The 23,699-nt window shown below is 67.7% G+C and carries 25 protein-coding genes; 15 read left to right on the top strand and 10 right to left on the bottom strand.

Features of this window, described 5'->3' with window-relative positions; translation table 11 throughout:
- Positions 1-28 precede the first annotated feature (28 nt).
- Complete coding sequence (locus ACFQ9K_RS19695) at positions 29-1,264, bottom strand: MFS transporter (protein ID WP_378722129.1); 1,236 nt, start codon at positions 1,262-1,264, stop codon at positions 29-31.
- Positions 1,265-1,340: 76 nt separating this feature from the next.
- On the opposite strand from ACFQ9K_RS19695, the gene ACFQ9K_RS19690 reads away from it, so the two are divergent.
- The gene (locus ACFQ9K_RS19690; protein WP_378722130.1) at positions 1,341-2,183 is read left to right on the top strand and encodes a TetR/AcrR family transcriptional regulator; all 843 of its coding nucleotides are present in this window, start codon (positions 1,341-1,343) and stop codon (positions 2,181-2,183) included.
- A 77-nt stretch (positions 2,184-2,260) separates the two neighbouring features.
- Here the strand turns inward: ACFQ9K_RS19690 and ACFQ9K_RS19685 are convergent, their stop codons facing one another.
- Entirely contained in the window at positions 2,261-4,087 is a 1,827-nt protein-coding gene (locus ACFQ9K_RS19685) for an acyl-CoA dehydrogenase (RefSeq protein WP_378722131.1), read from the bottom strand.
- Positions 4,088-4,456: 369 nt separating this feature from the next.
- On the opposite strand from ACFQ9K_RS19685, the gene urtA reads away from it, so the two are divergent.
- From urtA to ACFQ9K_RS19655, 6 genes are all read left to right on the top strand, one after another.
- On the top strand, positions 4,457-5,695 hold the full coding sequence (urtA, locus tag ACFQ9K_RS19680) for an urea ABC transporter substrate-binding protein (protein WP_378722144.1): 1,239 nt from the start codon (positions 4,457-4,459) through the stop codon (positions 5,693-5,695).
- Between the two features lie 72 nt (positions 5,696-5,767).
- Positions 5,768-6,652 (top strand): urea ABC transporter permease subunit UrtB, encoded by an 885-nt coding sequence (gene urtB / locus ACFQ9K_RS19675; RefSeq protein ID WP_378722132.1) that lies wholly within the window; start codon positions 5,768-5,770, stop codon positions 6,650-6,652.
- Positions 6,649-7,797 (top strand): urea ABC transporter permease subunit UrtC, encoded by a 1,149-nt coding sequence (gene urtC, locus ACFQ9K_RS19670; RefSeq protein WP_378722133.1) that lies wholly within the window; start codon positions 6,649-6,651, stop codon positions 7,795-7,797. Before urtB ends, urtC begins: the two co-directional genes overlap by 4 nt.
- A complete protein-coding gene (gene urtD / locus ACFQ9K_RS19665; protein WP_378722134.1) occupies positions 7,794-8,636 on the top strand; it encodes an urea ABC transporter ATP-binding protein UrtD in 843 nt (280 codons plus the stop codon). Before urtC ends, urtD begins: the two co-directional genes overlap by 4 nt.
- Entirely contained in the window at positions 8,636-9,328 is a 693-nt protein-coding gene (gene urtE, locus ACFQ9K_RS19660; protein ID WP_378722135.1) for an urea ABC transporter ATP-binding subunit UrtE, read from the top strand. The genes urtD and urtE overlap by 1 nt, the downstream gene beginning before the upstream one ends.
- Positions 9,329-9,338: 10 nt before the next feature.
- Positions 9,339-10,043, top strand: coding sequence for a GntR family transcriptional regulator (locus ACFQ9K_RS19655; RefSeq protein WP_378722136.1), 705 nt, complete (start codon positions 9,339-9,341; stop codon positions 10,041-10,043).
- Between the two features lie 3 nt (positions 10,044-10,046).
- Here ACFQ9K_RS19655 and ACFQ9K_RS19650 read toward each other — a convergent pair whose 3' ends face one another.
- Entirely contained in the window at positions 10,047-10,919 is an 873-nt protein-coding gene (locus ACFQ9K_RS19650; RefSeq protein ID WP_378722137.1) for an NERD domain-containing protein, read from the bottom strand.
- Between the two features lie 193 nt (positions 10,920-11,112).
- On the opposite strand from ACFQ9K_RS19650, the gene ACFQ9K_RS19645 reads away from it, so the two are divergent.
- On the top strand, positions 11,113-11,646 hold the full coding sequence (locus ACFQ9K_RS19645) for a carboxymuconolactone decarboxylase family protein (RefSeq protein ID WP_378722145.1): 534 nt from the start codon (positions 11,113-11,115) through the stop codon (positions 11,644-11,646).
- Positions 11,647-11,727: 81 nt separating this feature from the next.
- Here the strand turns inward: ACFQ9K_RS19645 and ACFQ9K_RS19640 are convergent, their stop codons facing one another.
- Positions 11,728-12,432, bottom strand: a complete 705-nt coding sequence (locus ACFQ9K_RS19640; protein WP_378722146.1) for a TetR/AcrR family transcriptional regulator — start codon at positions 12,430-12,432, stop codon at positions 11,728-11,730.
- Between the two features lie 216 nt (positions 12,433-12,648).
- Here ACFQ9K_RS19640 and ACFQ9K_RS19635 point away from each other — a divergent pair, with 216 nt between their 5' ends.
- The gene (locus ACFQ9K_RS19635) at positions 12,649-13,026 is read left to right on the top strand and encodes a VOC family protein (protein ID WP_378722138.1); all 378 of its coding nucleotides are present in this window, start codon (positions 12,649-12,651) and stop codon (positions 13,024-13,026) included.
- A 73-nt stretch (positions 13,027-13,099) separates the two neighbouring features.
- Here ACFQ9K_RS19635 and ACFQ9K_RS19630 read toward each other — a convergent pair whose 3' ends face one another.
- Entirely contained in the window at positions 13,100-13,951 is an 852-nt protein-coding gene (locus ACFQ9K_RS19630) for an SDR family oxidoreductase (RefSeq protein WP_378722139.1), read from the bottom strand.
- Between the two features lie 99 nt (positions 13,952-14,050).
- Between ACFQ9K_RS19630 and ACFQ9K_RS19625 the strand changes: the two genes are divergently transcribed.
- The gene (locus tag ACFQ9K_RS19625; RefSeq protein WP_378722140.1) at positions 14,051-14,449 is read left to right on the top strand and encodes a winged helix-turn-helix transcriptional regulator; all 399 of its coding nucleotides are present in this window, start codon (positions 14,051-14,053) and stop codon (positions 14,447-14,449) included.
- A 46-nt stretch (positions 14,450-14,495) separates the two neighbouring features.
- Complete coding sequence (locus ACFQ9K_RS19620; protein ID WP_378722141.1) at positions 14,496-14,912, top strand: PPOX class F420-dependent oxidoreductase; 417 nt, start codon at positions 14,496-14,498, stop codon at positions 14,910-14,912.
- Here ACFQ9K_RS19620 and ACFQ9K_RS19615 read toward each other — a convergent pair whose 3' ends face one another.
- Together ACFQ9K_RS19615 and lpdA are read right to left on the bottom strand one after the other, a co-directional pair.
- The gene (locus ACFQ9K_RS19615) at positions 14,913-15,617 is read right to left on the bottom strand and encodes a polysaccharide deacetylase family protein (RefSeq protein ID WP_378722142.1); all 705 of its coding nucleotides are present in this window, start codon (positions 15,615-15,617) and stop codon (positions 14,913-14,915) included.
- A gap of 105 nt (positions 15,618-15,722) precedes the next feature.
- Positions 15,723-17,126, bottom strand: a complete 1,404-nt coding sequence (lpdA, locus tag ACFQ9K_RS19610; RefSeq protein WP_378725664.1) for a dihydrolipoyl dehydrogenase — start codon at positions 17,124-17,126, stop codon at positions 15,723-15,725.
- A 170-nt stretch (positions 17,127-17,296) separates the two neighbouring features.
- Here lpdA and ACFQ9K_RS19605 point away from each other — a divergent pair, with 170 nt between their 5' ends.
- A complete protein-coding gene (locus ACFQ9K_RS19605) occupies positions 17,297-17,635 on the top strand; it encodes an MmcQ/YjbR family DNA-binding protein (RefSeq protein WP_378725662.1) in 339 nt (112 codons plus the stop codon).
- Here the strand turns inward: ACFQ9K_RS19605 and ACFQ9K_RS19600 are convergent.
- On the bottom strand, positions 17,632-18,603 hold the full coding sequence (locus tag ACFQ9K_RS19600; RefSeq protein WP_378725660.1) for a dipeptidase: 972 nt from the start codon (positions 18,601-18,603) through the stop codon (positions 17,632-17,634). The genes ACFQ9K_RS19605 and ACFQ9K_RS19600 overlap by 4 nt on opposite strands.
- Before the next feature lie 130 nt (positions 18,604-18,733).
- Between ACFQ9K_RS19600 and ACFQ9K_RS19595 the strand changes: the two genes are divergently transcribed.
- From ACFQ9K_RS19595 to ACFQ9K_RS19585, 3 genes are all read left to right on the top strand, one after another.
- Complete coding sequence (locus ACFQ9K_RS19595; protein WP_378725658.1) at positions 18,734-19,279, top strand: hypothetical protein; 546 nt, start codon at positions 18,734-18,736, stop codon at positions 19,277-19,279.
- 41 nt (positions 19,280-19,320) lie between these two features.
- A complete protein-coding gene (locus ACFQ9K_RS19590; protein WP_378725656.1) occupies positions 19,321-21,378 on the top strand; it encodes a prolyl oligopeptidase family protein in 2,058 nt (685 codons plus the stop codon).
- A gap of 77 nt (positions 21,379-21,455) precedes the next feature.
- Positions 21,456-22,103 (top strand): TetR/AcrR family transcriptional regulator C-terminal domain-containing protein, encoded by a 648-nt coding sequence (locus tag ACFQ9K_RS19585; RefSeq protein WP_378725654.1) that lies wholly within the window; start codon positions 21,456-21,458, stop codon positions 22,101-22,103.
- Here ACFQ9K_RS19585 and ACFQ9K_RS19580 read toward each other — a convergent pair.
- Both ACFQ9K_RS19580 and ACFQ9K_RS19575 read right to left on the bottom strand, forming a co-directional pair.
- The gene (locus tag ACFQ9K_RS19580) at positions 22,100-22,960 is read right to left on the bottom strand and encodes an alpha/beta fold hydrolase (RefSeq protein ID WP_378725652.1); all 861 of its coding nucleotides are present in this window, start codon (positions 22,958-22,960) and stop codon (positions 22,100-22,102) included. The two genes, ACFQ9K_RS19585 and ACFQ9K_RS19580, sit on opposite strands and share 4 nt — an antisense overlap.
- A 50-nt stretch (positions 22,961-23,010) precedes the next feature.
- Positions 23,011-23,643 (bottom strand): TetR/AcrR family transcriptional regulator, encoded by a 633-nt coding sequence (locus ACFQ9K_RS19575; RefSeq protein ID WP_378725650.1) that lies wholly within the window; start codon positions 23,641-23,643, stop codon positions 23,011-23,013.
- Between the last annotated feature and the right edge of the window lie 56 nt (positions 23,644-23,699).

Genomic DNA, 23,699 nt, shown 5'->3' with positions numbered 1-23,699 from the left:
GCCTTCGCCGTTGGGCGGATGCGGCTGGCTAGGCCACGGCCAGTGCCCGCCGTTGAATCCGCAGCCCGACCAGGGTCATGGCCAGCGCGAGCACAAGCAGCGCGGCCAGGGTCCAGGCCAGAGCCGAGAAGCCGTGCGGCGCAGCGGCCGCCGCGACCAGCGGGCCCACCGTGGCGCCCACGTAGAAGCTGAACATCGCGACCGACATCGCGGCGGCCCTGGATTCGCCGCCGAGCTCGCCCGCGCTCTGCAGCACGGCGGGACCGATCACGCCGAGGCCGCCGACCAGAACCGCGAGCAGGATGGTCAGCACCGCCAGGTGCGACCCCTCGAAAGTGGCCGCCACCATCGCGGCCGCCGCGACCAGGACACCGAGCATGATCTGGTAGTGCTTGGTCAACCGGGCCAGCGGGATGGCCAGCAGCGGCAGCGCCACCATCACCGGGAGCGCGCCCGCCCGCAGGGCCAGCAGTTCGCCGGAACCCTTGACCACACCGGTGAGCTCGAGGCCGGTGTAGACGCCGACCATCACCGCCATGCTCATCGAACCGGCGACCAGCATCGGCAGCAGCGGGCGGATGCGCAGCACCGCGGGAATGGCGGCGTAGCTGTGCCGCAGCGGCAGCTCACGCCCGGCCGGGACGTCCTCGAGCATCACCCGGCGCAGCACGACCGCGAGCACCGCGAAGACCACGGCGGACCCGATGAACATGGTGCGCCACGGGAACGAGGCGACCACGGCCTGCGAGACGATCTGCGCGATCACCGTCGCGGCCAGGAACGAGGTGGCCACCGACATGGTCGCCACGGCTCGGTGCGCGGGCGTGACCCGGGTGGCGACATAGGCCATGATCGCGGGCGGAATGGACCCGACCACCAGGCCCTGCACGATGCGCAGGGCGACCGCGACCGGTGCGCTGAACGCCAGGCCGGTCAATAGGGTGACCACCGCGGCGACGAGCATGCCGGTCATCAGGACCCGGCGGTGCCCGTAGCGGTCCGAGAGCGGGCCGAACAGCACGAAACCGCCCGCGTAGCCGAAGGCGAACGCGCTGATGATCCAGGTCATCACGCCGGAGCCCACATTCCAGTCCGATTTCATGGCCGCGAACAGGGGAATCGGCACGTACATCTGGCCGGTCGCGAGCAGCGCGGCCAGCACGAAAACGGGCACGGTGCGCGCGGTGTGGGCGCGCGAGGGGGCGCCCAGGGCGGGCGCGGCGGCCGGGGTACCGGTCGTGAGCGGAAGAGTCGGCGTAGCCATGACGATGACAGTAGGACCGCGAGTGATCGGTTGTCAACCAAATAGTTGGTTTAAACGGATGGTAAAATCATGGACCATGACGGCCACGATCAAACGCAGCGACGCGACCAAACAGGCGCTATTGCGTGCCGCGCGGGACGAATTCGCCGAATACGGCCTGGCCGGCGCGCGGGTAGACCGCATCGCCGAGGCCGCCGGGGTGAACAAGGAACGCATCTACGGCTTGTTCGGCAGCAAGGACAAGCTGTTCGACGTCATCTTGATCGACACCATGCGCGAGTTCATGGACGTGGTCCAGCCGTTGACCGAGACCGACCCCGGCCGCTACATCGGCAAGCTGTTCGACTACCACAACAACAACCCGCAACTGCTGCGCCTGCTGCTGTGGGAGGGCCTGCACCGCGGCGTCGACGCGCACGACATCGACGGCTGGCGCGCCCAGCACTACGAGCAGAAATTCGACCGCGCCATCGAACAATTCGGCATCGACGCGCAGTACGCCGGGCGATTGCTGCTCGCGCTGTGCGGCATGTCGAACTGGAGCCTGGCCGTGCCGCAGACCACCCGCCTGCTGCTCGGCAACGCCGCCGAGGACAAGGCCGCGACCCGCGAGTTCATGCAGGAGTTCGCCAAGGCGGCGATGGCGAACCTGCCGCCCGCGATGAAGGCGGACGTGGCGTCGTCAGCACCGGAAGCCGCGCCGGTCAATGCCTTGACTACCCAGGCAGACCAGCCCACCAGGGTCGACCGAGCGGCCCAACGCCTGCGCGAGGCCCAGGCGGCCGCCGAGACCGCCCGCGACGAGCTCGCCGCCGCCCTGCGCGAGGCCCACGCGCAGGGGACCACCGCCAACCAACTCGCCCGCGACGTCTCCGGCACCCTGTCCCGGCCGGTCGTCCTGAAACTGCTGGCCGAGTAACTCCCTGCCTCCGCATAACGATCGAAGGCGCCCTGCCAGCCGTGTGAAGGGCGCCTTCGATCAAGCGGAAGTCCGGCTCAGAAGGCCGCTTCGTCCAGCTTCATGATGTCGGTGTCGATGGCGGCGATGATCGCCGCGTTGGCGGTCAACTGCGGCAGCACGTTCTTCGCGAAGAAGCTTGCGGCGGCCACCTTTCCGGCGTAGAAGTCGCGGTCCTTCGCCGGTGCGTCCCCGGCCAGTGCGGCGGCCGCGATCTCCGCTTGCACCAGCAACCGCCAGCCGATGAGCAGGTCGCCGACGGAGAGCAGGAAGCGCACCGAGCCGAGGCCGACCTTGTACAGCTCGGCCGAATCCTGCTGGCCCGCCATCAGATAGCCGGTCAGGGTCGCGGCCATGGCCTGCACCTCGCCCAGAGCCGTACGCAGCAGCTCGCGTTCGGACTCGAAGCGCCCGCTCTTGGTCTCCAGGAACGCGGCGATCTGCCCGGTGACGTGCCCGATCGCCACCCCCTTGTCCCGAATGATCTTGCGGAAGAAGAAGTCCTGCGCCTGGATCGCGGTGGTGCCCTCGTACAGCGAGTCGATCTTCGCGTCCCGGATGTACTGCTCGATCGGGTAGTCCTGCAGGTAACCCGAACCGCCCAGGGTCTGCAGCGATTCGGTCAGATACTCGTAGGCCCGCTCGGAACCGACGCCCTTGACGATCGGCAGCAGCAGATCGTCGACGCGGTGCGCCAATTCGGCGTCCGCGCCCGAAACCAGCTGTGCCACATCGGGATTCTGGTGCGCCGCGGTGTAGAGGTACACCGCCCGCAGCCCCTCGGCGTACGCCTTCTGCAAGGCCAGGCTGCGCCGCACATCCGGGTGCCGGGTGATCGGTACCCGCGGGGCGGCCTTGTCGGTCATCTGGGTCAGATCGGCGCCCTGCACGCGTTCCTTGGCGTACTCGAGCGCGTTGAGGTACCCGGTGGACAGCGTGCCGGTGGACTTGATGCCGACCACCATGCGCGCGTTCTCGATCACCTGGAACATCTGCGCGATGCCGTTGTGCACGTCACCGACCAGCCAGCCGACCGCGGGCACGTCGCCGCCGAAGGTCAGCTCACAGGTGGGCGAGGACTTCAGGCCCATCTTGTGCTCGAGGTTGGTCGCGAATACGCCGTTGCGGGCGCCGAGCTCCAGCGTCTGGGCATCGAAGAGGAACTTCGGCACATAGAACAGCGACAGGCCCTTGGTGCCGGGGCCCGCGCCCTCGGGGCGGGCGAGCACCAGGTGGAACATGTTCTCCGCGGTGTCGCCGACGTCGCCGCCGGAGATGAAGCGCTTGATGCCCTCGATGTGCCAGGTGCCGTCGGGCTGCTCGATCGCCTTGGTGCGGCCCGCCCCGACATCGGAGCCCGCGTCCGGCTCGGTCAGCACCATGGTGCCCTGCCAGCCGCGCTCGTACCCCTCGGTGGCCCAGTGCTTCTGCTGGTCGTTGCCGACGTTGTAGAGCACCGCGGCCATTACCGGGCCCATGTTGAAGAAGCTCGCCGCCGGGTTGGCGCACATGATCATCTCCTGGACCGCCCACACCACCGCGGCGGGCGCGGGCGTGCCGCCCATGCCCTCCGGCAGCCCGAGCCTGCTCCAGTCGGCGTCGTGCACCGCCGTGATGGTCTTGCGCAGCGCGTCCGGCACCGTGACCGAGTGGGTGTCCGGCACGAACGCCACCGGATCGCGGTCGGCCGCGACGAAGGACTCGGCGATCGGCCCCTCGGCCAGCCGCTTCACCTCGGCCAGGATCTCGCGCACGGTATCGGAGTCGAGATCACCGTAGGCGCCCGTGTCGAGCAGCTTGTCCAGCCCGAACACCTCGAAGAGGTTGAATTCGATGTCACGCACGTTCGCCTTGTAGTGACCCACGACGGTCCTCCCAGGTTTCGGCCGTTTTGACGATGTACAAACGCAGCCTGCCGTACCGCGGCGACGCTACGCAACCGTAGGCTCGCCGCCACCTCACCGAGGTTCACCAGACGGTAACCGCAAAGGTTCACACGGCCGAAACACAGGCAACGGACTCGTCACCGAGAGATATTCCGGCGCAACAACTTCTGTCTAACGTTCGCACCACGAATACACCGCCTGTATACATCCCGGTCGACAGCTCTGACCGGGGCAAAGGCGGAGGTGTTCGCCGCGGTGCACGTCGTGCCGCCGAATTACCTGATGAAGTGAGAAGGGTCCCGCCCCATGTCAGATTCCCGTGCCATCCATCGATCCCGCTCCCGGCGCATGGCCAAGGCGATGGCGGTACCCACCGCGGTAGCGCTCGCCGGTTTGTTGCTGACCGCCTGCGGCGCCAAGGACGACGCAACGACCACCGGCTCGAACGCCGCCTCCTGCGTGGACACGTCGAAGGACTCGATCAAGGTCGGATCGCTGCACTCGCTGTCCGGCACGATGGCCATTTCCGAGGTCACCGTGGCCAACTCGACCAAGCTGGCGGTCGACCAGATCAACGCCGCGGGCGGGGTGCTCGGCAAGAAGATCGAGCTGGTGCTCGAGGACGGCGCGTCGGACCCGAAGACCTTCGCGGAGAAGGCCGAGAAGCTGATCAGCTCCGACTGCGTCGCGGCGGTGTTCGGCGGCTGGACCTCGTCGAGCCGCAAGGCGATGAAGCCGAAGTTCGAGAGCCTGAACTCGCTGCTCTACTACCCGGTGCAGTACGAGGGCCTGGAGGACAGCAAGAACATCTTCTACACCGGCGCGACCACCAATCAGCAGATCATTCCGGCACTGGACTACCTGAAGCAGAAGGGCATCACCTCCCTCTACCTGGTCGGCTCCGACTACGTCTTCCCACAGACCGCCAACCGCGAGATCAAGGCGTACGCGAAGGCCAACGGCATCGAGATCAAGGGCGAGGACTACACCCCGCTCGGCTCGACCGACTTCTCCACCATCGTGAACAAGGTGCGGACCGCCAAGGCGGGCGCGGTCTTCAACACGCTCAACGGCGACTCGAACGTGGCGTTCTTCCGTGAGTACACCAACGCCGGCCTCAAAGCCGCTGAGATGCCGGTGGTTTCGGTGTCCATCGCGGAGGAGGAGGTCGCGGGCATCGGCGCGCAGAACATCGCCGGGCAGCTGACCGCGTGGAACTACTACCAGACCGTGGACACCCCGGTGAACAAGAAGTTCGTCACCGACTACAAGGCCGCGTTCGGCGCGGACAAGCCGACCTCGGATCCGATGGAGGCCGCCTACGCCTCGGTCTACCTGTGGAAGAACACGGTGGAGAAGGCGAAGTCGTTCGCGGTGGCCGACATTCAGGCCGCGGCCGACGGCGTGACGTTCGAGGCGCCCGAGGGACTGGTGACCGTCGACGGGTCCAACCATCACATCACCAAGACCGCGCGGATCGGTGAGATCCGGCCGGACGGGCTCATCTACACGGTGTGGGACTCGGGCAAGGCGGTTACGCCGGACCCGTACCTCAAGTCCTACGAGTGGGCCAAGGGCCTCAAGTAATTCGCCCGATCGGTGTGGGGTGGCCGTGATCTCACGGTCGCCCCGCACCGGCCCGATATCCGAGGAGTCCGCATGGACGTCGTGATCGGCCAGCTCTTCACCGGGTTGAGTCTGGGATCAATTCTGTTGCTCGCCGCGCTCGGCCTGTCGTTGACCTTCGGTCAGATGGGCGTGATCAATATGGCGCACGGCGAGTTCATCATGGCCGGGTGCTACACGACTTATGTGGTGCAGAAGGTCATTTCGTCGGCAGGCGTCTCGCTGGTGGTGTCGTTGCTGGTCGGTTTCCTGGTGGGCGGCCTGCTCGGCGCGGCACTGGAGATGGGGCTGATCCGCTGGATGTACGACCGGCCGCTGGACACCCTGCTGGTCACCTTCGGTGTCGGGTTGGTGCTGCAACAGCTGGCCAGGGACGTCTTCGGCGCGCCGGCCAAGAATGTCGTCGCGCCGGAATGGCTCAGCGGCGGCGTCACCATCCTGGGCGCGGTGGTGCCGAAGAGCCGGATCTTCATCCTGGTGCTCGCGGTCGCCGCGGTGATCACGCTGGCCACGGTGCTGAAGACGACGCCGATGGGACGGCGCATCCGGGCCGTCGTGCAGAACCGCGGCCTGGCCGAAACCAGCGGCGTATCAAGTCGTTTCACCGATATCAGCACGTTCTTCATCGGCTCCGGCCTGGCCGGGGTCGCCGGGGTGGCGCTCACGCTGATCGGCTCGACCAGCCCGACCATCGGGCAGAGCTATCTGATCGATGCCTTCCTGGTGGTGGTGATCGGCGGACTCGGCCAGATCAAGGGCACGGTGATCGCGGCGTTCGCGCTCGGCCTGCTCAACTCCTACATCGAATACTCGACGACCGCGTCGATCGCGAAGGTCATCGTGTTCGTCGTGATCGTCATCTTCCTGCAGGTGCGCCCGCAGGGCCTGTTCACCGTTCGCACAAGGAGTTTGGCATGACCACGCTGGTAGAACGGTGGCGCGCGCACTCGACCCTGACCGCGCTCGGCGGCTTCGGCATCGCCGCGATCCTGTTGTTCGCGGTCGCGCCTGCGGTGCTCAGCGACTTCCGGCTGAACCTGCTGGCCAAGTTCCTCTGCTTCGCGATCGTCGCGGTGGGTATCGGATTGGCCTGGGGGCGGGGCGGAATGCTGACGCTGGGCCAGGGGGTGTTCTTCGGCATCGGCGCGTACATCATGGCGATGCATTTGCAGATGGCCGACGCGGCGCGGCTCGGTAATGACGTACCGGAGTTCATGGAGATCTCCGGGATCCGTGAATTGCCCTCGTTCTGGCGGCCTTTCGCGTCCGGGCCGGTGGCGTTGATCGGGATTCTGGTGCTGCCCGCGCTGGTCGCGGCGGTGCTCGGGTACGGCGTGTTCAAGCGCCGGGTCAAGGGCGCCTATTTCGCCATCCTCAGTCAGGCGCTGGCGGCGGCGCTGGCCATCCTGCTGACCGGGCAGCAGGCCATCGGCGGGTTCACCGGGCTGTCGGACTTCCGCGCCTTCTTCGGGTTCAAGCTGTCCGATCCGGCGAACCGCAAGATGCTGTTCTTCATCGCGGCGGGCACGCTGCTGGTGGTGGTCGCCCTGGTGCGCCAGCTGATGCGCAGCCGGTACGGCGAACTGCTTGTGGCAGTGCGGGATCAGGAGGAGCGGGTGCGCTTCCTCGGGTACGACCCGGCCAACGTGAAGATCATCGCGTACGTGGTCGCCGCGTTCTTCGCCGGCATCGCCGGTGCGTTGTTCACCCCGATCGTCGGCATCATCTCCCCCGCCGACATCGGCGTGGTGCCGTCCATCGCGTTCCTCATCGGCGTCGCGATCGGCGGCCGGACCACCCTGCTCGGCCCGGTGCTCGGCGCGATCGGCGTGGCCTGGGCGCAGACCGCGTTCTCCGAGGAGTTCCCGTCCGGCTGGACCTATCTGCAAGGTGTGCTGTTCATCGTGGTGATCGGCTTCATCCCGGCCGGGCTGGCGGGCGTGTGGCCGATGCTGAAGAGCTTGCTGGACAGCAGATTCCGTCGTGGCACGCCGACCACCCCCGCGTCGGTCGTGGTCGAACCCCAGCCGGCGATCGAGCCGGAGAAGGTGGAGTCCCGATGAGCACGACCACACCCGAGCCGAAGCTCGGCGGCAATGCCGGCATGTCGAGCGAGTACCTCGAGATCCGCGGCCTCTCCGTCAGTTTCGACGGCTTCAAAGCGGTGACCGATGTCGATATCACTGTGCTGCAAGGCGATCTGCGCTTCTTGATCGGCCCGAACGGCGCGGGCAAGACGACGCTCATCGACGCGATCACCGGCCTGGTCCCGGCCACCGGATCGGCGCAGAAGACCGGCGTCGAACTGCTCGGCAAGAAGGTGCACCAGATCGCCCGGCTGGGCGTCGGGCGCACGTTCCAGACGGCGAGCGTGTTCGAACAGCTCAGCGTGCTGCAGAATCTCGACATCGCGGCCGGTGCGGGCCGCTCGGCGCGCGCCATGCTGCGCCGGCGCACTGCGGTGCTGCCCGGCATCGAGGAGGCACTGGAGATCACCGGCCTCGGTGATCTGCGGGACAAGCCCGCCGGGGTGCTCGCGCACGGCCAGAAGCAGTGGCTGGAGATCGGCATGCTGCTGGTGCAGAACGCGTCGGTGCTGCTGCTCGACGAGCCGGTGGCGGGCATGAGCGCCGAGGAACGCGAGGAGACCGGAAACCTGTTGCGCCGCATCGGCGGTGAACGCATCGTCGTCGTGGTCGAGCACGATATGGACTTCATGCGTTCGTTCGCCAGCTCGGTGACCGTGCTGGCCGGCGGCAAGGTGCTGAGCGAGGGCACCGTCGAACAGGTACAGGCGGATCCGAAGGTGCAGGAGGTCTATCTCGGCACGGCCGCGGCCATCGGCACCGCCCTCGAAGACGCAGGAACGACCGGAGATGCCACCGTGAAGGAGTCCGTCTGATGCTCGAGCTCATCGATATCCACTCCGGTTACGGCCGCAGCGAGGTGATTCACGGTGTGTCGGTGACGGTTCCGGACGACAGCGTGGTCGCCATCATGGGGCACAACGGCGCGGGCAAGACCACGCTGCTGCGCACCGCGGTCGGGTTGATCGGCACCAAGTCGGGACAGATCAGATTCGACGGGGAGCCGATCACCAAGCTGTCGCCGTCGCGGCGGGTGCGGCGCGGTCTGGCGTATGTGCCGCAGGGACAACAGAGTTTCCCGCAGCTGACCACCGCGGAGAATCTCCAGGTGGTCGCGGATGGGCGAAAGCGCGGCAAGGCGCTGATCGACGAATCCCTGGATCTGTTTCCCGCGCTGCGCGAACTGCTCGGCCGCAAGGCGGGCCTGCTCTCCGGCGGGCAGCGGCAGCAATTGGCGATCGCGCGGGCGCTGATCACCGAGCCGAAGCTGCTCATCCTGGACGAACCGACCGAGGGCATCCAGCCCTCGGTGGTCGCCGAAATCGAGCGCACCATCATCGATTTGACCCGGCGCGGCGGGTTGAGCGTGCTGCTGGTCGAGCAGCACATCGGCTTCGCGCTCCAGGCGGCGCAACGCTATTACATCCTGGCGTCCGGCCGGGTCACCTCCACCGGTGCGGGCGGTGCGGGTGCGGAGACCGCGGTCCGCTCGGCGATGGCGATCTGAGCTGACCACCATGCCGCGCCGGGGGCGGATCCCGTTGAGCGAGCGCGTGTATCACTCGCTGCGCCGGGATCTGGCCGCCGGCATCTTCGTGCCGACCGAACGACTCGGCGAGGAACGGCTCGCGGAGATCTACGGGGTGTCGCGCACCCCGGTCCGCGAGGCGCTCGCTCGGTTGCAGGCCGATGGGCTGATCGAGCGGCGCGCCGACGGCCTCTACCCCTACCGGCCGCGACTCGATGAGCTCGATCACCTCTATGAGCTGCGCATCGTGCTGGAGGCCAGGGGCATTCAGCGGGTCAGCCCGGATTCGCCCGAAACCGGTCGTCCCGCACACGATCTCGACCTGATCCGGGCCGAGCTGGACACCTGGCGCACGCTGCGCGACCACCCGCCGGAGCCCGGTCCGGCGCTGGTCGCCGACGAGCGGTTCCACACGACCCTGCTGACCGCGGCGGGCAATACCGCACTGGCGGAAGCGCTTACCGCGGTGCATAGCCGGGTGCGCCCGGTCCGCACCCTGGACGTGCCGACCCCGGATCGCATCGCCACCATGACCGCCGAGCACATCGCGATCGCCGAACAGCTGCTGTCCGGCAATGTGAAGGGCGCGCTGCACACCCTCATCACGCACATCGATATCTCCCGCGCACACGTCCTCGCCCGTGCGCAGCGCGCGCTGGAACTCACCAAACTGGCTCGGGCCGTGCGGGATTGACGCTCAGCAGTCCTGCTGGAACGGCCAGCACTGCTTCGGACGATAGGCGGGCGGCGACGGAGTGGGGCTCGTCGTGCTGGTTTCCTGCGGCGTCGGATGCGAGGAGTCGTGCACCAGCGAGTTGGCGATCACCCCGACCACCGCGAGCATCCCGACGACCGCGAGCGCGACCACGGTCCACCCCGCGTACGAGTGCGTTTTGGTCGCGACACCGGGGGTGGGCTCGACCCGCGGCTTGGGCGGGCGCGGGATGACGCTCGGCGACTCCTGCGCCACCTGCTCGAACCCGGCGTCGACCAGGTCGGCGCGCGACGGCGTGCGGTCGGCGAGACCGAGCGCGGTGCAGTCGCCGATCACCCGGTCGGCCGTCCACTTCCGCGGTCCGGCGGAGAAGCTCTCGAGGTAGATGCGCAGCTCGGTGGCGTCGGCGACATTGCCGACGACGACGTCCAGGCCCGGTCGCAGGTTGGTACGCGACGGCCGCACCACCGCCCCGCGGAACGGGATCAGCGCGACGGCGCCGCAGACGTGACCGGGGTCGATCAGCGCCCGCTCCAGCGTGGTCTTCACCGCCGAGATGCCGTGTTCCAGCCGATCCGACGGGCTGCCGGACGGCTCGTCCAGGTCCGCGTCGGCATCGCTGATCTTCCATGGACCGTCCGCGGCGATGCTGAGAATGCCGCTCTGCCTGCGCCGGAAGCCTTTGACCTCGAGCACGGTCAGCCCGCGCGGCGTCCAGATCACCGCATCGATGCGCCGATCGCCGACCGGCACGTCGATCATGGCGAGGGCCGCCGACGGATAGGAACGCAGACATTCGACGAACTCTTGTTCAGCACCCGAGAGTTGTGCCCCGGGCTTGACCCTCACCAGCATGTCGAGCTCGTCCGCCTCTCCGCGTCGTCAGGACGGGCAGATTGATGGTAACGGGGTAATCCCCAGGGTGCGCGGGCAATTGGCGACAGCCATCGATCCGGGCCGTACTCGCCGGTAGGCTGACGGCTCGGCCCGGTACCACCTGGCCGCCCACCCCCTCACGCGGAGGAGCCGACCAAGCATGGTTTCAGCGCTGCGACCACGCATCTCGCCCGGACGCCTGCGGGAGCTGGGCCCGATCAACTGGGTTGTCTGGCAGGTGTTGTCCAAGGCCGCGGGCACCGATGACGCGCACCTGTTCAGCACGCTCGGCCGCACCAGGGGATTGTTCCGCGGCTGGCTGCACTACTCCGGCAAGCTCATGCCCGGCGGCAGGCTGCCGCGGCACGAGTCGGAGCTGGTCATCATTCGCGTCGCGCACCTGACCGGGTGCGAGTACGAGATGGACCATCACATTCGGCTCGGCAAGCGGGCCGGGGTGACCTCGGAGATCCTCGAACGGCTGCGCACCGGGCCGGAAGCGCCGGGTTGGACGGACAAGCACCGGGCGCTGATCGCGGCCGTCGATCAGCTGGTGCGGACCCGCGATCTGGATGACGCGCACTGGGCGGCGCTGGCCGAGCATTACGACGAGCGCAGCTTGATCGAGATCGTGCTGCTGGTCAATCAGTACGAAGGGCTGGCGTCAACGATCACCGCCCTGCGGATCCAGCGCGACGGGGTCTAGCGCGCTTGTTGCATCTGCCCGGTATTCGCCTGCGCGTTTCCGGTGCGGGAGATCGAGAAGCGTGCGTGCAGTCGCAGGTGCTCAATGGTTTTCGATGAGGGTGGCCAAGCCGTCGAGTACTCGGGCGAGGCCGAAATCGTAGGCGTGGTCGGCGCTGTAGGCGGAGTCGTGGGTTCGGCCCGCGGTTGATCCGACACGGACCGCCACCGGGAATCGTTCCGCGTCGAAGACCTGCTCCAGCAAGGGCGCCGCGCGTTCCCACCATTGATGATCGGACATCGCGCTGTCCGCGGCGGCCCGCGCGGTGTCGATCGCGATGCGGGCGACCGAGGTGACGAAGCCGAGGACGTAGGTGAGCGACGCGTCCATCGTGACGTCGTCCAGGCCGAGGCCTTCGAAGGCCTGCAATTCGTGGTCGTATTTGGCGGCCATGCCCGGCCCGAGCGGCGGGCGGGTGGTCGGCAGGTAGGCGACCCACGGGTGGCGGGTGAGCATGGTGCGGTTCTCGGCCGCGATGCGCGCGACCCGTTCGCGCCAGGGCAGGCCGGACAGGTCGGCGCGGTCCATTTCGCCGTAGACCTGATCCACCATCAGGTCGATCAGCTCGGCTTTGCCCGGGACGTAGGTGTAGGTGGCCATGGGCGTCAGGCCGAGCCGGGTGGCGACGGCGCGCATGGTGAGCGCGGCGATGCCGTCCGCGTCCGCGATCTCGACGGCCGCCGCGACCACGGCGTCCACGCTGCTGCGTTGCTTCGGTCCGCGCACGGGGGCCGGACTGCCGGGCATCCGCCACAGCAACTCCAGCGTGCGCACCGGATCGCCGGCCCCGCTGCGATCCTGCTTTCCGCGCCGCCGCCCCGAATCGTCGTCCACCCTGCCTCCTCGCCTGGTCGCCCCGATCGTATCGGCGTGACCCAGGTCATAGTGCGGCCGCCCAGAAATTCTTCTACAAAGTACAGCGTACTAAGTATAAAATTAGTAGCACAGCTCCGAGGAGGACCCATGAACATCACCGCTTCTGCCATCTCGCTCAACGTCCCCGATCCGCTGGCCTCGGCGAAGTTCCTGATCGATCACCTGGGCTTCGTCGAGAAGATGTCGGCCGACGGGTTCATCTCGCTGGACCGCCCGGACGCCGGGCTCAACGTGATCTATCTGCGGACCGGACTGAAGTCGTTCAAACCGGAAAGCGCGGCGGGCAGCGCCGGCGAGGGCCTGCTGGTCGTGTTCGTAGTGGAGGACATCGACGACCAGTACGCCCGCCTCCAGGGCGAGGGAATACCGATCGTCACCCCGATCGAGACCGAGGAGTGGGGCGAGCGCTACTTCCAGATGCGCGATCCGAACGGCATCATCGTGCAGCTGGTGCAGTGGGTGTAGCCGCACAGCGCCCGATTTCCCGCACACCGAATCGTCGGCGATTCGCTGTGCGGGAAATCAGCGGGTGTGCGGCTCAGCTCAGGGCCGTGCGGAACACCTCGGCGGCGGGGGTGGACGGACGGCCGAGCAGCTTTTGCAGGTCGCCGCTGGTGACGTCGAGGAGGGCCTGCTGGATGCCCGCGTCCGCGTCGGCGAGGGCATGGGCGTAGTCCGCGGGCAGGCCGGCCTGCTGGAGGGCTGCGGCGTAGTCGGCCTGCGGGAGGTTCTGGTAGCGGACGGGGCGGCCGGCCACCGACGAAATCACCTCTGCCAGTTCGGCGTACGTGAGCCGCTCGTCGCCGCCCAGCTCGTAGACCTGCCCGGCACGCCCGTCGGTGGTAAGCACCTTCGCGGCCGCCTCGGCGTAGTCGGCGCGCGCCGCGCCGGCCACCCGGCCCTCGCCCGCGGCGCCGTTGAGGACGCCGGACTCGACGGCGTGCGCGAGGCCGCCGAGATAGTTCTCCCAGTACCAGCCGTTGCGCAGAATCGCGTGCGGCACAGTCGACTCGGCGAGAGCCGCCTCGCTGCCGATGTGCTCCTGCGCCAGAATCATCGGGTTCCGCGGTCCCTGCGGGATGCTGGTGTAGACCAGCAGCTCGACGCCCGCGCGCTCGGCGGCGCGAATGACGTTGGTGTGCTGCGCGACCCTGGCGCCGAATTCGTTGCCGGAGATCAGCAGCACCCGGTCGACCCCGGCCAGCGCGCGATCCAGCGATTCGGCGTCGTCGTAACTCGCCTGACGCGCGTCCGCGCCCTGCTCGGCCAGATCGGCGACCTTCTGCGGATCGCGCACGATCGCGACCACCGGCGTGGCGCCCTCGCGCAGCAGCGCCTGTACGACAAGACGGCCCAGCTGTCCACTGGCACCGGTCACTGCAACGGTCATCACTACCTCCATGGGCCTGTACGGTTCGTTAAGCACTAACTATTAGTAAGTACTATGCATTCATACACCACTTTGGTCAAGTTGGGTACTATCGGATGTATGAGTACGCAGCGCACCTCGTCGCCAGACCTGGACGACCCGTCGCTGGAACCCGACGTATTCGCCAGAAACTGCACGTCAAGGCCGGTTTTACAGAACATAGCCAGCCGCTGGGGCATCCTCGCCCTGGTCGCGCTGCGCGAGGGGTCCTACCGGTTCAGCGCGCTGCGCAGGCGGGTCGACGGGGTCAGCGAGCGGATGTTGTCGCAGACCCTGCAGGCCCTGGAACGCGACGGCATGGTGCATCGCGAGGTGCAGGAGACCATCCCGCCGCGGGTCGAATACACGCTGACCGAGCTGGGCGCCCAGGTCGCCGATCAGCTGCACGCGCTGGTCCTGGTGGTCGAGACGAACATGCCGAAAGTCCGTGACGCCCAAGCGGCCTACCACCGCGACTGAGCCGCCCGGGGGAAGAGACCCGGATCACCACCGGTTGAATACCGGCATGGAACTCGCCCGAGCAGTCGACTTCGCCCGCGACCACCGCAGGTCCGTGCTGACCACCATCCGCCGCAACGGCCGCCCGCAGCTGTCCAACGTGCTGCACGTGATCGGCGGCGACGGCACCATCCGCATTTCCATCACCGCGGACCGCGCGAAGTACCACAACCTGGTGCGCGAACCGTGGGCCGCCATCCACGTCACCCGCGAGGACTTCTTCGCCTACGCGGTGATCGAGGCCATCGCCTCGGTCACGCCGGTGGCCGAGGACCCGCACGACGACACCGTCGAAGCCCTCGTCGACTACTACCGCGCGGCGAACGGCGAGCACCCGGACTGGGACGACTATCGCCGCGCCATGGTCGCCGATCGCCGGGCCCTGGCCATCCTCACCCCGTCGCACGCCTACGGGATGCTCTGATCAGTGCCGCATCAACTCCGAGACGGTGACGAACTGGTAACCCTGAGCCCGTAGTTCGGCGACAATGCGCGGGACGGCGGCCAGCGCGGGTTCCGCCCACCGGTGCATGACATGCAGCAGGATGATCGAACCCGGCCGCGTCTCGCGCACGGCCTGCGCGGCGATCTCGTCGGCGGTCGCGATTTCGCCGGAGTCGGGTTCGACATCCCAGGTCACCGAGGTGCGATCGTGGTCGGACAGGTACTTGGGCAGCGACCAGAGCTTCTTGCCGTAGGGCGGCCGGAACGTAATCGGGCCCGGATAACCGGTTTTCGCGATCTCGGCGTCGGTGCGTTCGATCTCGTCCCGGACGGTGCGCGCGGAGCTGAAGACCATCCGGCGGTGGTGGTAGCTGTGGTTGCCGATCTCGTGCCCGGCCTCGGCGATCGCCCTGCCGTACTCGGGATGTGCCGCGAGATCACCGCCGACCAGGTAGAAGGTCGCCTTGATCTGTTGCTCGGCAAGCACTTTCAGGACGCCGGGCGCACGATCGGTCGGCCCGTCGTCCAGGGTCAGCGCCACCACTTTGTCGCCGGTGTCGACCCGGTTCACCAGCCGTCCGGCCAGCTGGAACGTGCGCGAGTTCGTCAGGTAGTACCCGCCGACCGCCACCAGCAGCAAGACGACAACCACCAGCGCGCCGCCGATCAGCCACTTCCGCATCATCGCTGTCTACCAAACCGGCGGCGGGACCACCAGACCTCGCCCACGAAAAACGGTGGCGCCCGGACCTTTCGGGCCGGGCGCCACCGTCGGGCTGTGCGACTGGGCTCAGAAGTTGATCATGTGCCCGGCGAGGCCGTGGAAGGCCTCCTGCAGGGCTTCGCTGAGCGTGGGGTGGGTGTGCACGTTGCGGGTCAGCTCGTTGATGGTGAGGTCCCACTTCTGCGCCAGGGTCAGCTCGGGCAGCAGCTCCGAGACGTCCGGGCCGATCAGGTGACCGCCGATCAGTTCGCCGTACTTGGCGTCGGCGACCAGCTTGACGAAGCCGGTCGGATCGCCGAGGCCGTGCGCCTTGCCGTTGGCCATGAACGGGAAGGTCGCCACCTTCACGTCGTAGCCTTCGTCGCGGGCCTGCTGCTCGGTCAGGCCGAAGCTGGCGACCTGCGGCTGGCAGAAGGTGGCGCGCGGCATCATCCGGTAGTCGCCCAGGGTGACCGTGTCCGCGCCCGCGATGGTCTCGGCGGCGACCACGCCCTGCGCCTCCGCGACGTGCGCGAGCTGCAGCTTCGCGGTGACGTCACCGATGGCGTAGATGTGCGGCACGTTGGTGCGCATGTAGTCGTCGATCGCGATGGCGCCGCGGTCGGTGAGCTCGACGCCGGCCGCCTCCAGGCCGTAGCCCTCGACGCGAGGCGCGAAGCCGACGGCCTGCAGCACCTTGTCGACGGTGACCGTCTCCACGTTGCCGGACTTGTTGTCCTTGATCGCGACGGTGACCTTCGAGCCGTCGTCGTCGATGGACTGCACCGCGGCACCGGTGGAGATGGTGATGCCGAGCTTCTTGTACTGCTTGGTGATCTCTTTCGAGACGTCCGCGTCCTCGTTCGGCAGCGCGCGGTCCAGGAACTCCACGATGCGCACGTCGACACCGTAGTTCTTCAGGACGTAGCCGAACTCCATGCCGATGGCGCCCGCGCCGACGATCAGGATCGAGCCGGGCAGGTCGCGGGTGAGGATCTGCTCCTCGTAGGTCACCACGTTGTCGCTGAGCTGGGTGCCCGGCAGCAGCTTGGTCACGGTGCCGGTCGCGATGATCACGTTGTCGAAGGTGACGGTCTCGGTGCCGCCCTTGGACAGCTCGACCGACAGCGTGTTCGCGTCGGTGAAGGTGCCCTTGCCGTCGAACTCGTCGATCTTGTTCTTCTTCATCAGGAAGTGGACGCCCTTGACCCGGCCGTCCGCCACCTTGCGGCTGCGATCGAACGCCACGCCGAAGTCGAAGTTCACCTCGCCCGAGATCCCGAAGGTCTTGGCCTCCTTGGTGAAGATGTGCGCCAGCTCAGCGTTACGCAGCAACGCCTTGGAAGGGATGCAGCCGACATTCAGGCACACACCGCCCCAGTACTTTTGCTCGACGATCGCGGTACGGAGGCCTAACTGTGCCGCACGGATGGCGGCGACGTAACCGCCAGGACCGGCACCGAGAACGACAACGTCGTAATGGGAAGTCACGACACCGAGCCTAACTCTGTCGCTACGAGTTGGCCCACCGGTCCCCCACAACACTGGGCCGTGGGCCACACCTGGGCGCAACTTCGGTGCTCACGCGGCGGCGAGAGTGGCGAATCAGACAATTCGGCGGGCCTGGGCCGGGTGTCGTACCCCGGCGCGATACTGGGCGGGTGGTGACTGCTGATGACGTGCGGCGGATCGCGATGAGCCTGCCGCGAACGACCGAGGCGCTGGTCCGGGACCGGGTGAAATACCGGATCGGCCGGATCGTCTATCTGGCGCTGTCCGCGGACGAGACCCGGATGGGTTTCGCGTTTCCCAAGGCCGAGCGGGTGGCGCTGGTCGAGGCCGAGCCGGACAAGTTCATGATGCCGCGGCCGGCGGACGAGCGGTACAACTGGGTCCGGGTGCGGCTGGCGGCCATCGATGAGGCAGAGCTGACCGAGCTGGTCGTCGAGGCGTGGCGGATGTGCGTGCCCAAGCGGGTGGCCGCCGAGCACCTCGGCTAGTCGCGCCAGACCTGCCGCGCGACGCGGGAGAAGTTACCGCCGAACACCGCCGCGCGCTCCTCGGCGCTGAATCCGCGCCGCGCCAGCACCGCGTCGAGACCGGGCACCCCGCTCGTCCCGAGCAGGTCCTCCGGCGGCACCCATTGCAGCGGTCCCCATTTGGTGTACGACTCGGGGAACAACTCCGGGTGGTCGGCGAGCATGTCGTTGAAATCGTCGGCATCGAACGAGTAGTCCGAGCCGATCCCGATGTGCTCGATGCCGAGCAGCTCCGCGCCGTATTCGACGTGATCCGCCATCGCCTCGATCCGCGCGGCGGCGTCATCGATGCCGTTGTGGCCCAGGAAGATACCCACTCCGTTCAGTCCGACCACACCGCCGGTGGCGGCACAGGCCTTCGCCTGCTCGTCGGTGATGTTGCGCGGGTGCTCCCACAGCGCGGCGAAATTCGAGTGGCTGTAGATCATCGGGACCTGCGTGTGCGTGGCCAGGTCGAGCCCGGTGCGCCGGGAACAGTGCGATCCGTCCGCGAACATGCCGACCTCGTTGAGCCTGCGCACCAGGTCCCGGCCGAAGGCGGTGAGCCCGGTGTCGTTCGCGTCGAGGCAGCCGCAACCCGCCAGGTTCGCGCTGTTGTAGGTCGGCAGCATCGAACGAACGCCCAACTCGTAGAACAACTCCACGTTGTCCAGATCGCCGCCGAGCGGACCCGAGTCCTCCAGATCGAAGGCCAGCGCGATGGTTTCCGGATCGCCGATCTCGGAATGGCTGTGCACCAGGCGAAATCGCCCGTCGGCGAGCGCGTCCGCGCGATACTGCCGGATCAGCTTCAGCGAATCCTCGGTCGAATGCGGCGAATACCCGGCATTCACCGAGAGATAGGACCCGAGTGGATAACGCGCGAGGTCCGCGATCCGCGCCGACGGCACCAACGGCAGACAGCAGTGCTGCTCCCACAGAAACGGCAAGAAAACCTCCTGGTCCGATCGGGCTCGAACCCGCGATCCTACTGAGCCGAGATCCGCTCCGCCGTAACGACATGTCCCATTCGCCCGATTCACCAAGTGCTCCATCCTTACTGCCTGAAGGCGGTGCGACATGCGTCGCGTACTTGTTCTCCTGGCCACCGTCATCGCAGTGGCCGCCCTCTGGATCGTTCCCGGGCCCGCCGCCGCGACGCCCTCCTACTGCGGGTTGGTGTGGGGTTCGCTCGAGCAGACGAGCCGGCCAGGGACCATTGCGCCGATCACCGGCATCCGCTCCGGCGAGCACGAATGTTTCGATCGGCTGGTCTTCGATATCGCCGGTCCGGCGGCCGGGTATCGCGTCGGGTACGTCGACGCGGTCACGATGGACGCGTCGGGTGCACCGGTTCCGCTGCGCGGGGGCGCGTTCTTGCGGGTCGTGGTCTCCGCGCCCGCATACGACGACGCCGGCCAGGCCACCTACCGGCCGGGGAACCGGAACGAACTGGTCGACGTCGCCGGATACCGGACCTTCCGCCAGGTCGCCTGGGCCGGATCGTTCGAGGGGCAGACCACGGTCGGCCTCGGCGTGCGCGGCCGGCTGCCGATGCGCGTGTTCACCCTCGACGGACCGGGCCACGGATCGCGCGTGGTGGTCGACGTCGCACACCACTGGTAACCCCCACGCCCCGATTTGCGCTGGTCGGCAACAATGAGGGCATGAGTGGCGTTGAGCTGAATGTGACCGACCCTTATCTCTGGCTCGAAGAAGTGACCGACGAGCGGGCGCTCGACTGGGCCCGCGCGCATAACAGCGTGGTGGTCGAGCGATTCGCCACCTCCGACCGGTTCCGCGAGCTCGAACAGCGCATTCTGGACATGCTCGACACCGACACCAAGATCGCCTACCCCGGCCGGCGCGGCAGCTGGCTCTACAACTTCTGGCGTGATGCCGAACACCCGCGCGGGCTGTGGCGGCGCACTACGTTCGCCGAGTACGCCAAGGAGTCCCCCGACTGGGACGTGCTGATCGATCTGGACGCGCTGGGCGCCGCGGAGGACGAGAACTGGGTGTGGGGCGGCGCCGCGGTGCTGCGCCCGGACCAGTCGCGCGCGCTGATCAGCCTGTCCCGCGGCGGCGCGGACGCCAAGGTGGTGCGCGAGTTCGACCTGACGACAAGGGAATTCATCGATCCGGCGGACGGCGGGTTCTTCCTGCCCGAGGCGAAGTCCGACCTGCACTGGATCGACATCGATGCGGTGTACGTCGGCACGGACTTCGGCCACGGCTCGCTGACCGACTCGGGGTACCCGCGCATCGCCAAGCGCTGGCAGCGCGGCACCGCGTTGGCCGACGCGGTCACCGTCTTCGAGGGCGAGACCGGCGACGTCGCGGTCTCGGCGGGCTACGACCGGACCCCCGGCTACGAGCGCCACTACATCGGCCGGGCCACCGACTTCTTCAACGAAGAGGTCTATCTGCTCGAAGCCGACGGCACTCTGCGGCATGTGGACGTGCCCACCGACGCCAGCGAGTCCTGGTACAAGAATTGGCTGCTGATCCGGCTGAAGTCGCCGTGGGAGGTCGGCGGCAACGCCTACCCGGCGGGCGCGCTGCTGGCCATCGACTTCGAGAAATTCCTCGCCGGCGCACGGGAATTCGAGGTGATCTTCACCCCGGACGCGCACACCTCGCTGCACGGCTACGGCTGGACCGAGAACCACCTGCTGCTGATCACGCTGGAGGACGTGCAGACCAAGCTCTACGTGGTGACGCCCGGCGCGGACGGCTGGCGCCGCGAATCGCTGGCCGACACCCCGCCGATGGCCACCACCAGCGTGATGAACCTCGACCCGCTCGAGGGCGGCGACGAATTCATGCTCACCACAAGCGGATTCACCACGCCGGCCACGCTGCTGGCCAGCTCGGTCGGCGGCGAGACCCGGCAGCTCAAGCAGGAGCCCGGCTTCTTCGACGCCGACGGCATCGAGACCGAGCAGTTCTTCGCGACCTCCGACGACGGAACGCAGGTGCCGTACTTCGTGATTCGGCATCGCGACCGCAAGGGCACGCCCGGCCCGACGGTGATGTCCGGCTACGGCGGCTTCGAGGTCTCGCGCACGCCCGCCTACAGCGGCGCGTCCGGGATGGGCTGGTTGGAACGCGGCGGCACCTGGGTGATGACCAACATCCGCGGCGGCGGCGAATACGGCCCGCAGTGGCACACCGCGGTGCAGAAGGCGAACCGGCACAAGGTCTACGAGGACTTCGCCGCGATCGCGAAAGACCTTGTCGCGCGCGGCATCACCACCGCCGATCAGCTCGGTGCGGTGGGCGGCAGCAACGGCGGCCTGCTCATGGGAGTGATGCTGACCCGCTACCCGGAACTGTTCGGCGCCATCGTCTGCCAGGTGCCGCTGCTGGACATGAAGCGCTACCACCTGCTGCTGGCCGGCGCCTCGTGGATCGCCGAGTACGGGGACCCGGACAAGCCGCAGGAGTGGGAGTACATCAGCAAGTACTCGCCGTATCAGAACGCGAAGGCCGACGTCGCCTACCCGCCGATCCTGCTCACCACCTCCACCCGCGACGACCGCGTGCATCCCGGCCATGCCCGCAAGATGGCCGCGCTGCTGGAGGAGCAGGGCCACGAGTTCTGGTACCACGAGAACATCGAGGGCGGCCACGGCGGCGCCGCGGACAACAAGCAGTCCGCGTTCCAGGCGGGCCTGATCTATGAGTTCTTCACCCAGATGTTGGTCGAACGGCGCGGATAACCGCTGGTTGCGAGGTTCCGGGCCTACGGTGTAGATATCGTCTACGTCGTAGACCTGGACCCGGGAGGAGAGCCGTCGTGGATTCCGGCAACGCCGTCGAGGTGACCCGCGCCCGACGCCCCCGGCGGGCGAGTCCGGCGCCGACGACGCGCACCACCTTGAACCGCGACTATATCGCCGCGGTCGCGCTGAGCCTCATCGATCGGACCGGTGTCGACGGATTTTCCATGCGCAAACTCGGGGGTGCGCTCGGCGCCGACCCGATGGCCGCCTACCGGCACTTCACCGATCAGCAGGACCTGTTCGACGGTATCGCCGCCGCGATGTTCGCCGAACTGGACATGGAATCCCTACCGTGGCAAGAACCTTGGCGCGACCTGATGCGCGCCTACGCGTACCGGCTACGGTCCACGTTGCGCAAGCACCCGAATGCGGTGCCGGTCTTCGCGACTCGCCAGGTGCGCAGCGAACTGGCCGTCGAGACCGGCAGCTGGATGGTGGAACACCTTCAGGGCGCGGGCTTTTCGGCGACGGTCGCGACCCAGCTGACCCGCTGTCTACGGGAGTACGCGATCGGGCACATCCTCAGCCACGCCATCGCCGCGGTGGCGGCGCAGCGCACCGAGCAGCCCGAACAGCCTACCGACACAGATCATTTCGACATCGGGCTGGACGCGATGCTGGACGGCTTCAGCCGCCACCTCGACCTCGGCCGGCCCGGCTAACGGTCGCGCAGCCACTTCTCGATCCGGTCGAGGGTGGTGCCGGGCTCGCGGATCCAGCCGTTGTGCCCCAACGGTTCCGGCTGATGCCAGGTGGTGATATCGGCCTTCGGCAGCTTCTCCAGCAGGTGCTCCGCCGAGCCGGGCGGGGTCAGGTCGTCGGCGGTCATGGTAATGGACAGGACGGGCAGCTTGAGCCGGGAGATCCGCTCCTCGTAGTCGATGTCGGCGCCGACCGGCTGGAACCGGCCGGTGCGGGCCAGCCGCGCCCAGTCCGCGATCAGCACCTTGGACTGGCGGCCGAAGCCACCCGCCGGGATCCGGTCGCCCGGCCAGAAGCCGGCCAGGCTGGCGGTCAGCGACGCGGCCGCCGTGCCGACCAGGATGCCCGGACTCGAAAGTCCCGGGTAGCCACGGTAATACGGCGTTCCGGAGGCGACCAGGATCAGCCCGCCGAGCCGGCCGCGGATCCGCGCGGCGTACATGACCGAGAACTGCCCGCCCATGCTGTGCCCGAGCAGATACGGCGTGCTGGCCGGGAAGCGGTCGCGCACCACCTCGAAGATCGCCGGGAAGTCGACCGAGACCAGCTCGTGGTAGCCGAAGGTGCTGGCGGCGCTGGGTTTCGGCGTGCTGTCGCCGTTGCCGCGCAGCTCACCGATCGCCACATCGAACCCGCGCGCCGCCAATCTTCCGGCGAACAGCTCGTAGTACCCGGCGGGTACGCCGAGCCCAGGCACCATCACCACCACCGGACGCGGCGCGTCCGGGGTGACCGGGTGCTTATGTGCCCCACCGGCCGGGATCAGCCGCACCGGAACCATGCTGCCGTCCGGCATTTGGATCGGAACCGTCTCCATCCCGGGCACGCTACCGTTCGCCCGCGAACCGTGCCCCGGCCGCTCGGTGGTTACGCCCCGACCGCTCCCATGATCACCCTGCTCAGCACCCGAATCACCTCGTCGAGCGGCGGGCGCGGATCCGATCCGCTCCAGGAGTCCACCACGTAGTTCACCGCGCCGATCACCGCGAGCACGCGCATCTCGTAGTCGCCGGTCGGGATCTCGCCCTGCATGGCCGCGTCCTCCGCGACCCCGGTGAGCAGCGAACCCCAGATCCGGCGCAGCTCGAGCCGGAACTTCTCCACCTTCGGGCCCGCACCGACCACCTCGACCAGGGCGACCCGCGCCTTGCGCGGATCCGATCCGATGGATTCGACATAGGCGCGCACGGACGCGTCGATGATCTCGAGCACGCCCGCCTCGGCCTTGCTCTCCATCGCCTTGGCGACCGCCTCGCGCGACTCGCGATCGATCTGCTCGTAGAGCTCTAGTAGTAGGGACTCGCGGCCGGTGAACTCCTCGTAGAACTGTCGTGAGGAGAGTCCGGCGTCCTTACAGATGGCGCCGACCGAACTATTGGCGTAACCGTCGCGCGCGAAGACCGTCAGGCCCGATTCCAGAAAACGCGCACGCCGCTGACGTTGCCGGTCCTCGACGGGTTGCCCGGCATACATTCGACCCGTATTCGCATCCTGTGACATTGGGCCAGACAATACAGAAGCCCGAGAAGCCCCTGACATGGATCGGGCCGTTGGTA

The organism is Nocardia sp. NPDC056564, from assembly GCF_042793755.1.
GTDB lineage: Bacteria > Actinomycetota > Actinomycetes > Mycobacteriales > Mycobacteriaceae > Nocardia.
This window is presented reverse-complemented; position numbering and strand designations above follow the sequence as displayed.

What these genes read in the sequence shown, in the direction of transcription:
- ACFQ9K_RS19695 (WP_378722129.1), bottom strand. Translation starts at nt 1,264, where the DNA reads ATGGCTACGCCGACTCTTCCGCTCACGACCGGTACCCCGGCCGCCGCG.
- ACFQ9K_RS19690 (WP_378722130.1), top strand. Translation starts at nt 1,341, where the DNA reads ATGACGGCCACGATCAAACGCAGCGACGCGACCAAACAGGCGCTATTG.
- urtA (WP_378722144.1), top strand. Translation starts at nt 4,457, where the DNA reads ATGGCCAAGGCGATGGCGGTACCCACCGCGGTAGCGCTCGCCGGTTTG.
- urtB (WP_378722132.1), top strand. Translation starts at nt 5,768, where the DNA reads ATGGACGTCGTGATCGGCCAGCTCTTCACCGGGTTGAGTCTGGGATCA.
- urtC (WP_378722133.1), top strand. Translation starts at nt 6,649, where the DNA reads ATGACCACGCTGGTAGAACGGTGGCGCGCGCACTCGACCCTGACCGCG.
- urtD (WP_378722134.1), top strand. Translation starts at nt 7,794, where the DNA reads ATGAGCACGACCACACCCGAGCCGAAGCTCGGCGGCAATGCCGGCATG.
- urtE (WP_378722135.1), top strand. Translation starts at nt 8,636, where the DNA reads ATGCTCGAGCTCATCGATATCCACTCCGGTTACGGCCGCAGCGAGGTG.
- ACFQ9K_RS19655 (WP_378722136.1), top strand. Translation starts at nt 9,339, where the DNA reads ATGCCGCGCCGGGGGCGGATCCCGTTGAGCGAGCGCGTGTATCACTCG.
- ACFQ9K_RS19650 (WP_378722137.1), bottom strand. Translation starts at nt 10,919, where the DNA reads ATGCTGGTGAGGGTCAAGCCCGGGGCACAACTCTCGGGTGCTGAACAA.
- ACFQ9K_RS19640 (WP_378722146.1), bottom strand. Translation starts at nt 12,432, where the DNA reads ATGCCCGGCAGTCCGGCCCCCGTGCGCGGACCGAAGCAACGCAGCAGC.
- ACFQ9K_RS19635 (WP_378722138.1), top strand. Translation starts at nt 12,649, where the DNA reads ATGAACATCACCGCTTCTGCCATCTCGCTCAACGTCCCCGATCCGCTG.
- ACFQ9K_RS19630 (WP_378722139.1), bottom strand. Translation starts at nt 13,951, where the DNA reads ATGACCGTTGCAGTGACCGGTGCCAGTGGACAGCTGGGCCGTCTTGTC.
- ACFQ9K_RS19625 (WP_378722140.1), top strand. Translation starts at nt 14,051, where the DNA reads ATGAGTACGCAGCGCACCTCGTCGCCAGACCTGGACGACCCGTCGCTG.
- ACFQ9K_RS19620 (WP_378722141.1), top strand. Translation starts at nt 14,496, where the DNA reads ATGGAACTCGCCCGAGCAGTCGACTTCGCCCGCGACCACCGCAGGTCC.
- ACFQ9K_RS19615 (WP_378722142.1), bottom strand. Translation starts at nt 15,617, where the DNA reads ATGATGCGGAAGTGGCTGATCGGCGGCGCGCTGGTGGTTGTCGTCTTG.
- ACFQ9K_RS19595 (WP_378725658.1), top strand. Translation starts at nt 18,734, where the DNA reads ATGCGTCGCGTACTTGTTCTCCTGGCCACCGTCATCGCAGTGGCCGCC.
- ACFQ9K_RS19590 (WP_378725656.1), top strand. Translation starts at nt 19,321, where the DNA reads ATGAGTGGCGTTGAGCTGAATGTGACCGACCCTTATCTCTGGCTCGAA.
- ACFQ9K_RS19580 (WP_378725652.1), bottom strand. Translation starts at nt 22,960, where the DNA reads ATGGAGACGGTTCCGATCCAAATGCCGGACGGCAGCATGGTTCCGGTG.
- ACFQ9K_RS19575 (WP_378725650.1), bottom strand. Translation starts at nt 23,643, where the DNA reads ATGTCACAGGATGCGAATACGGGTCGAATGTATGCCGGGCAACCCGTC.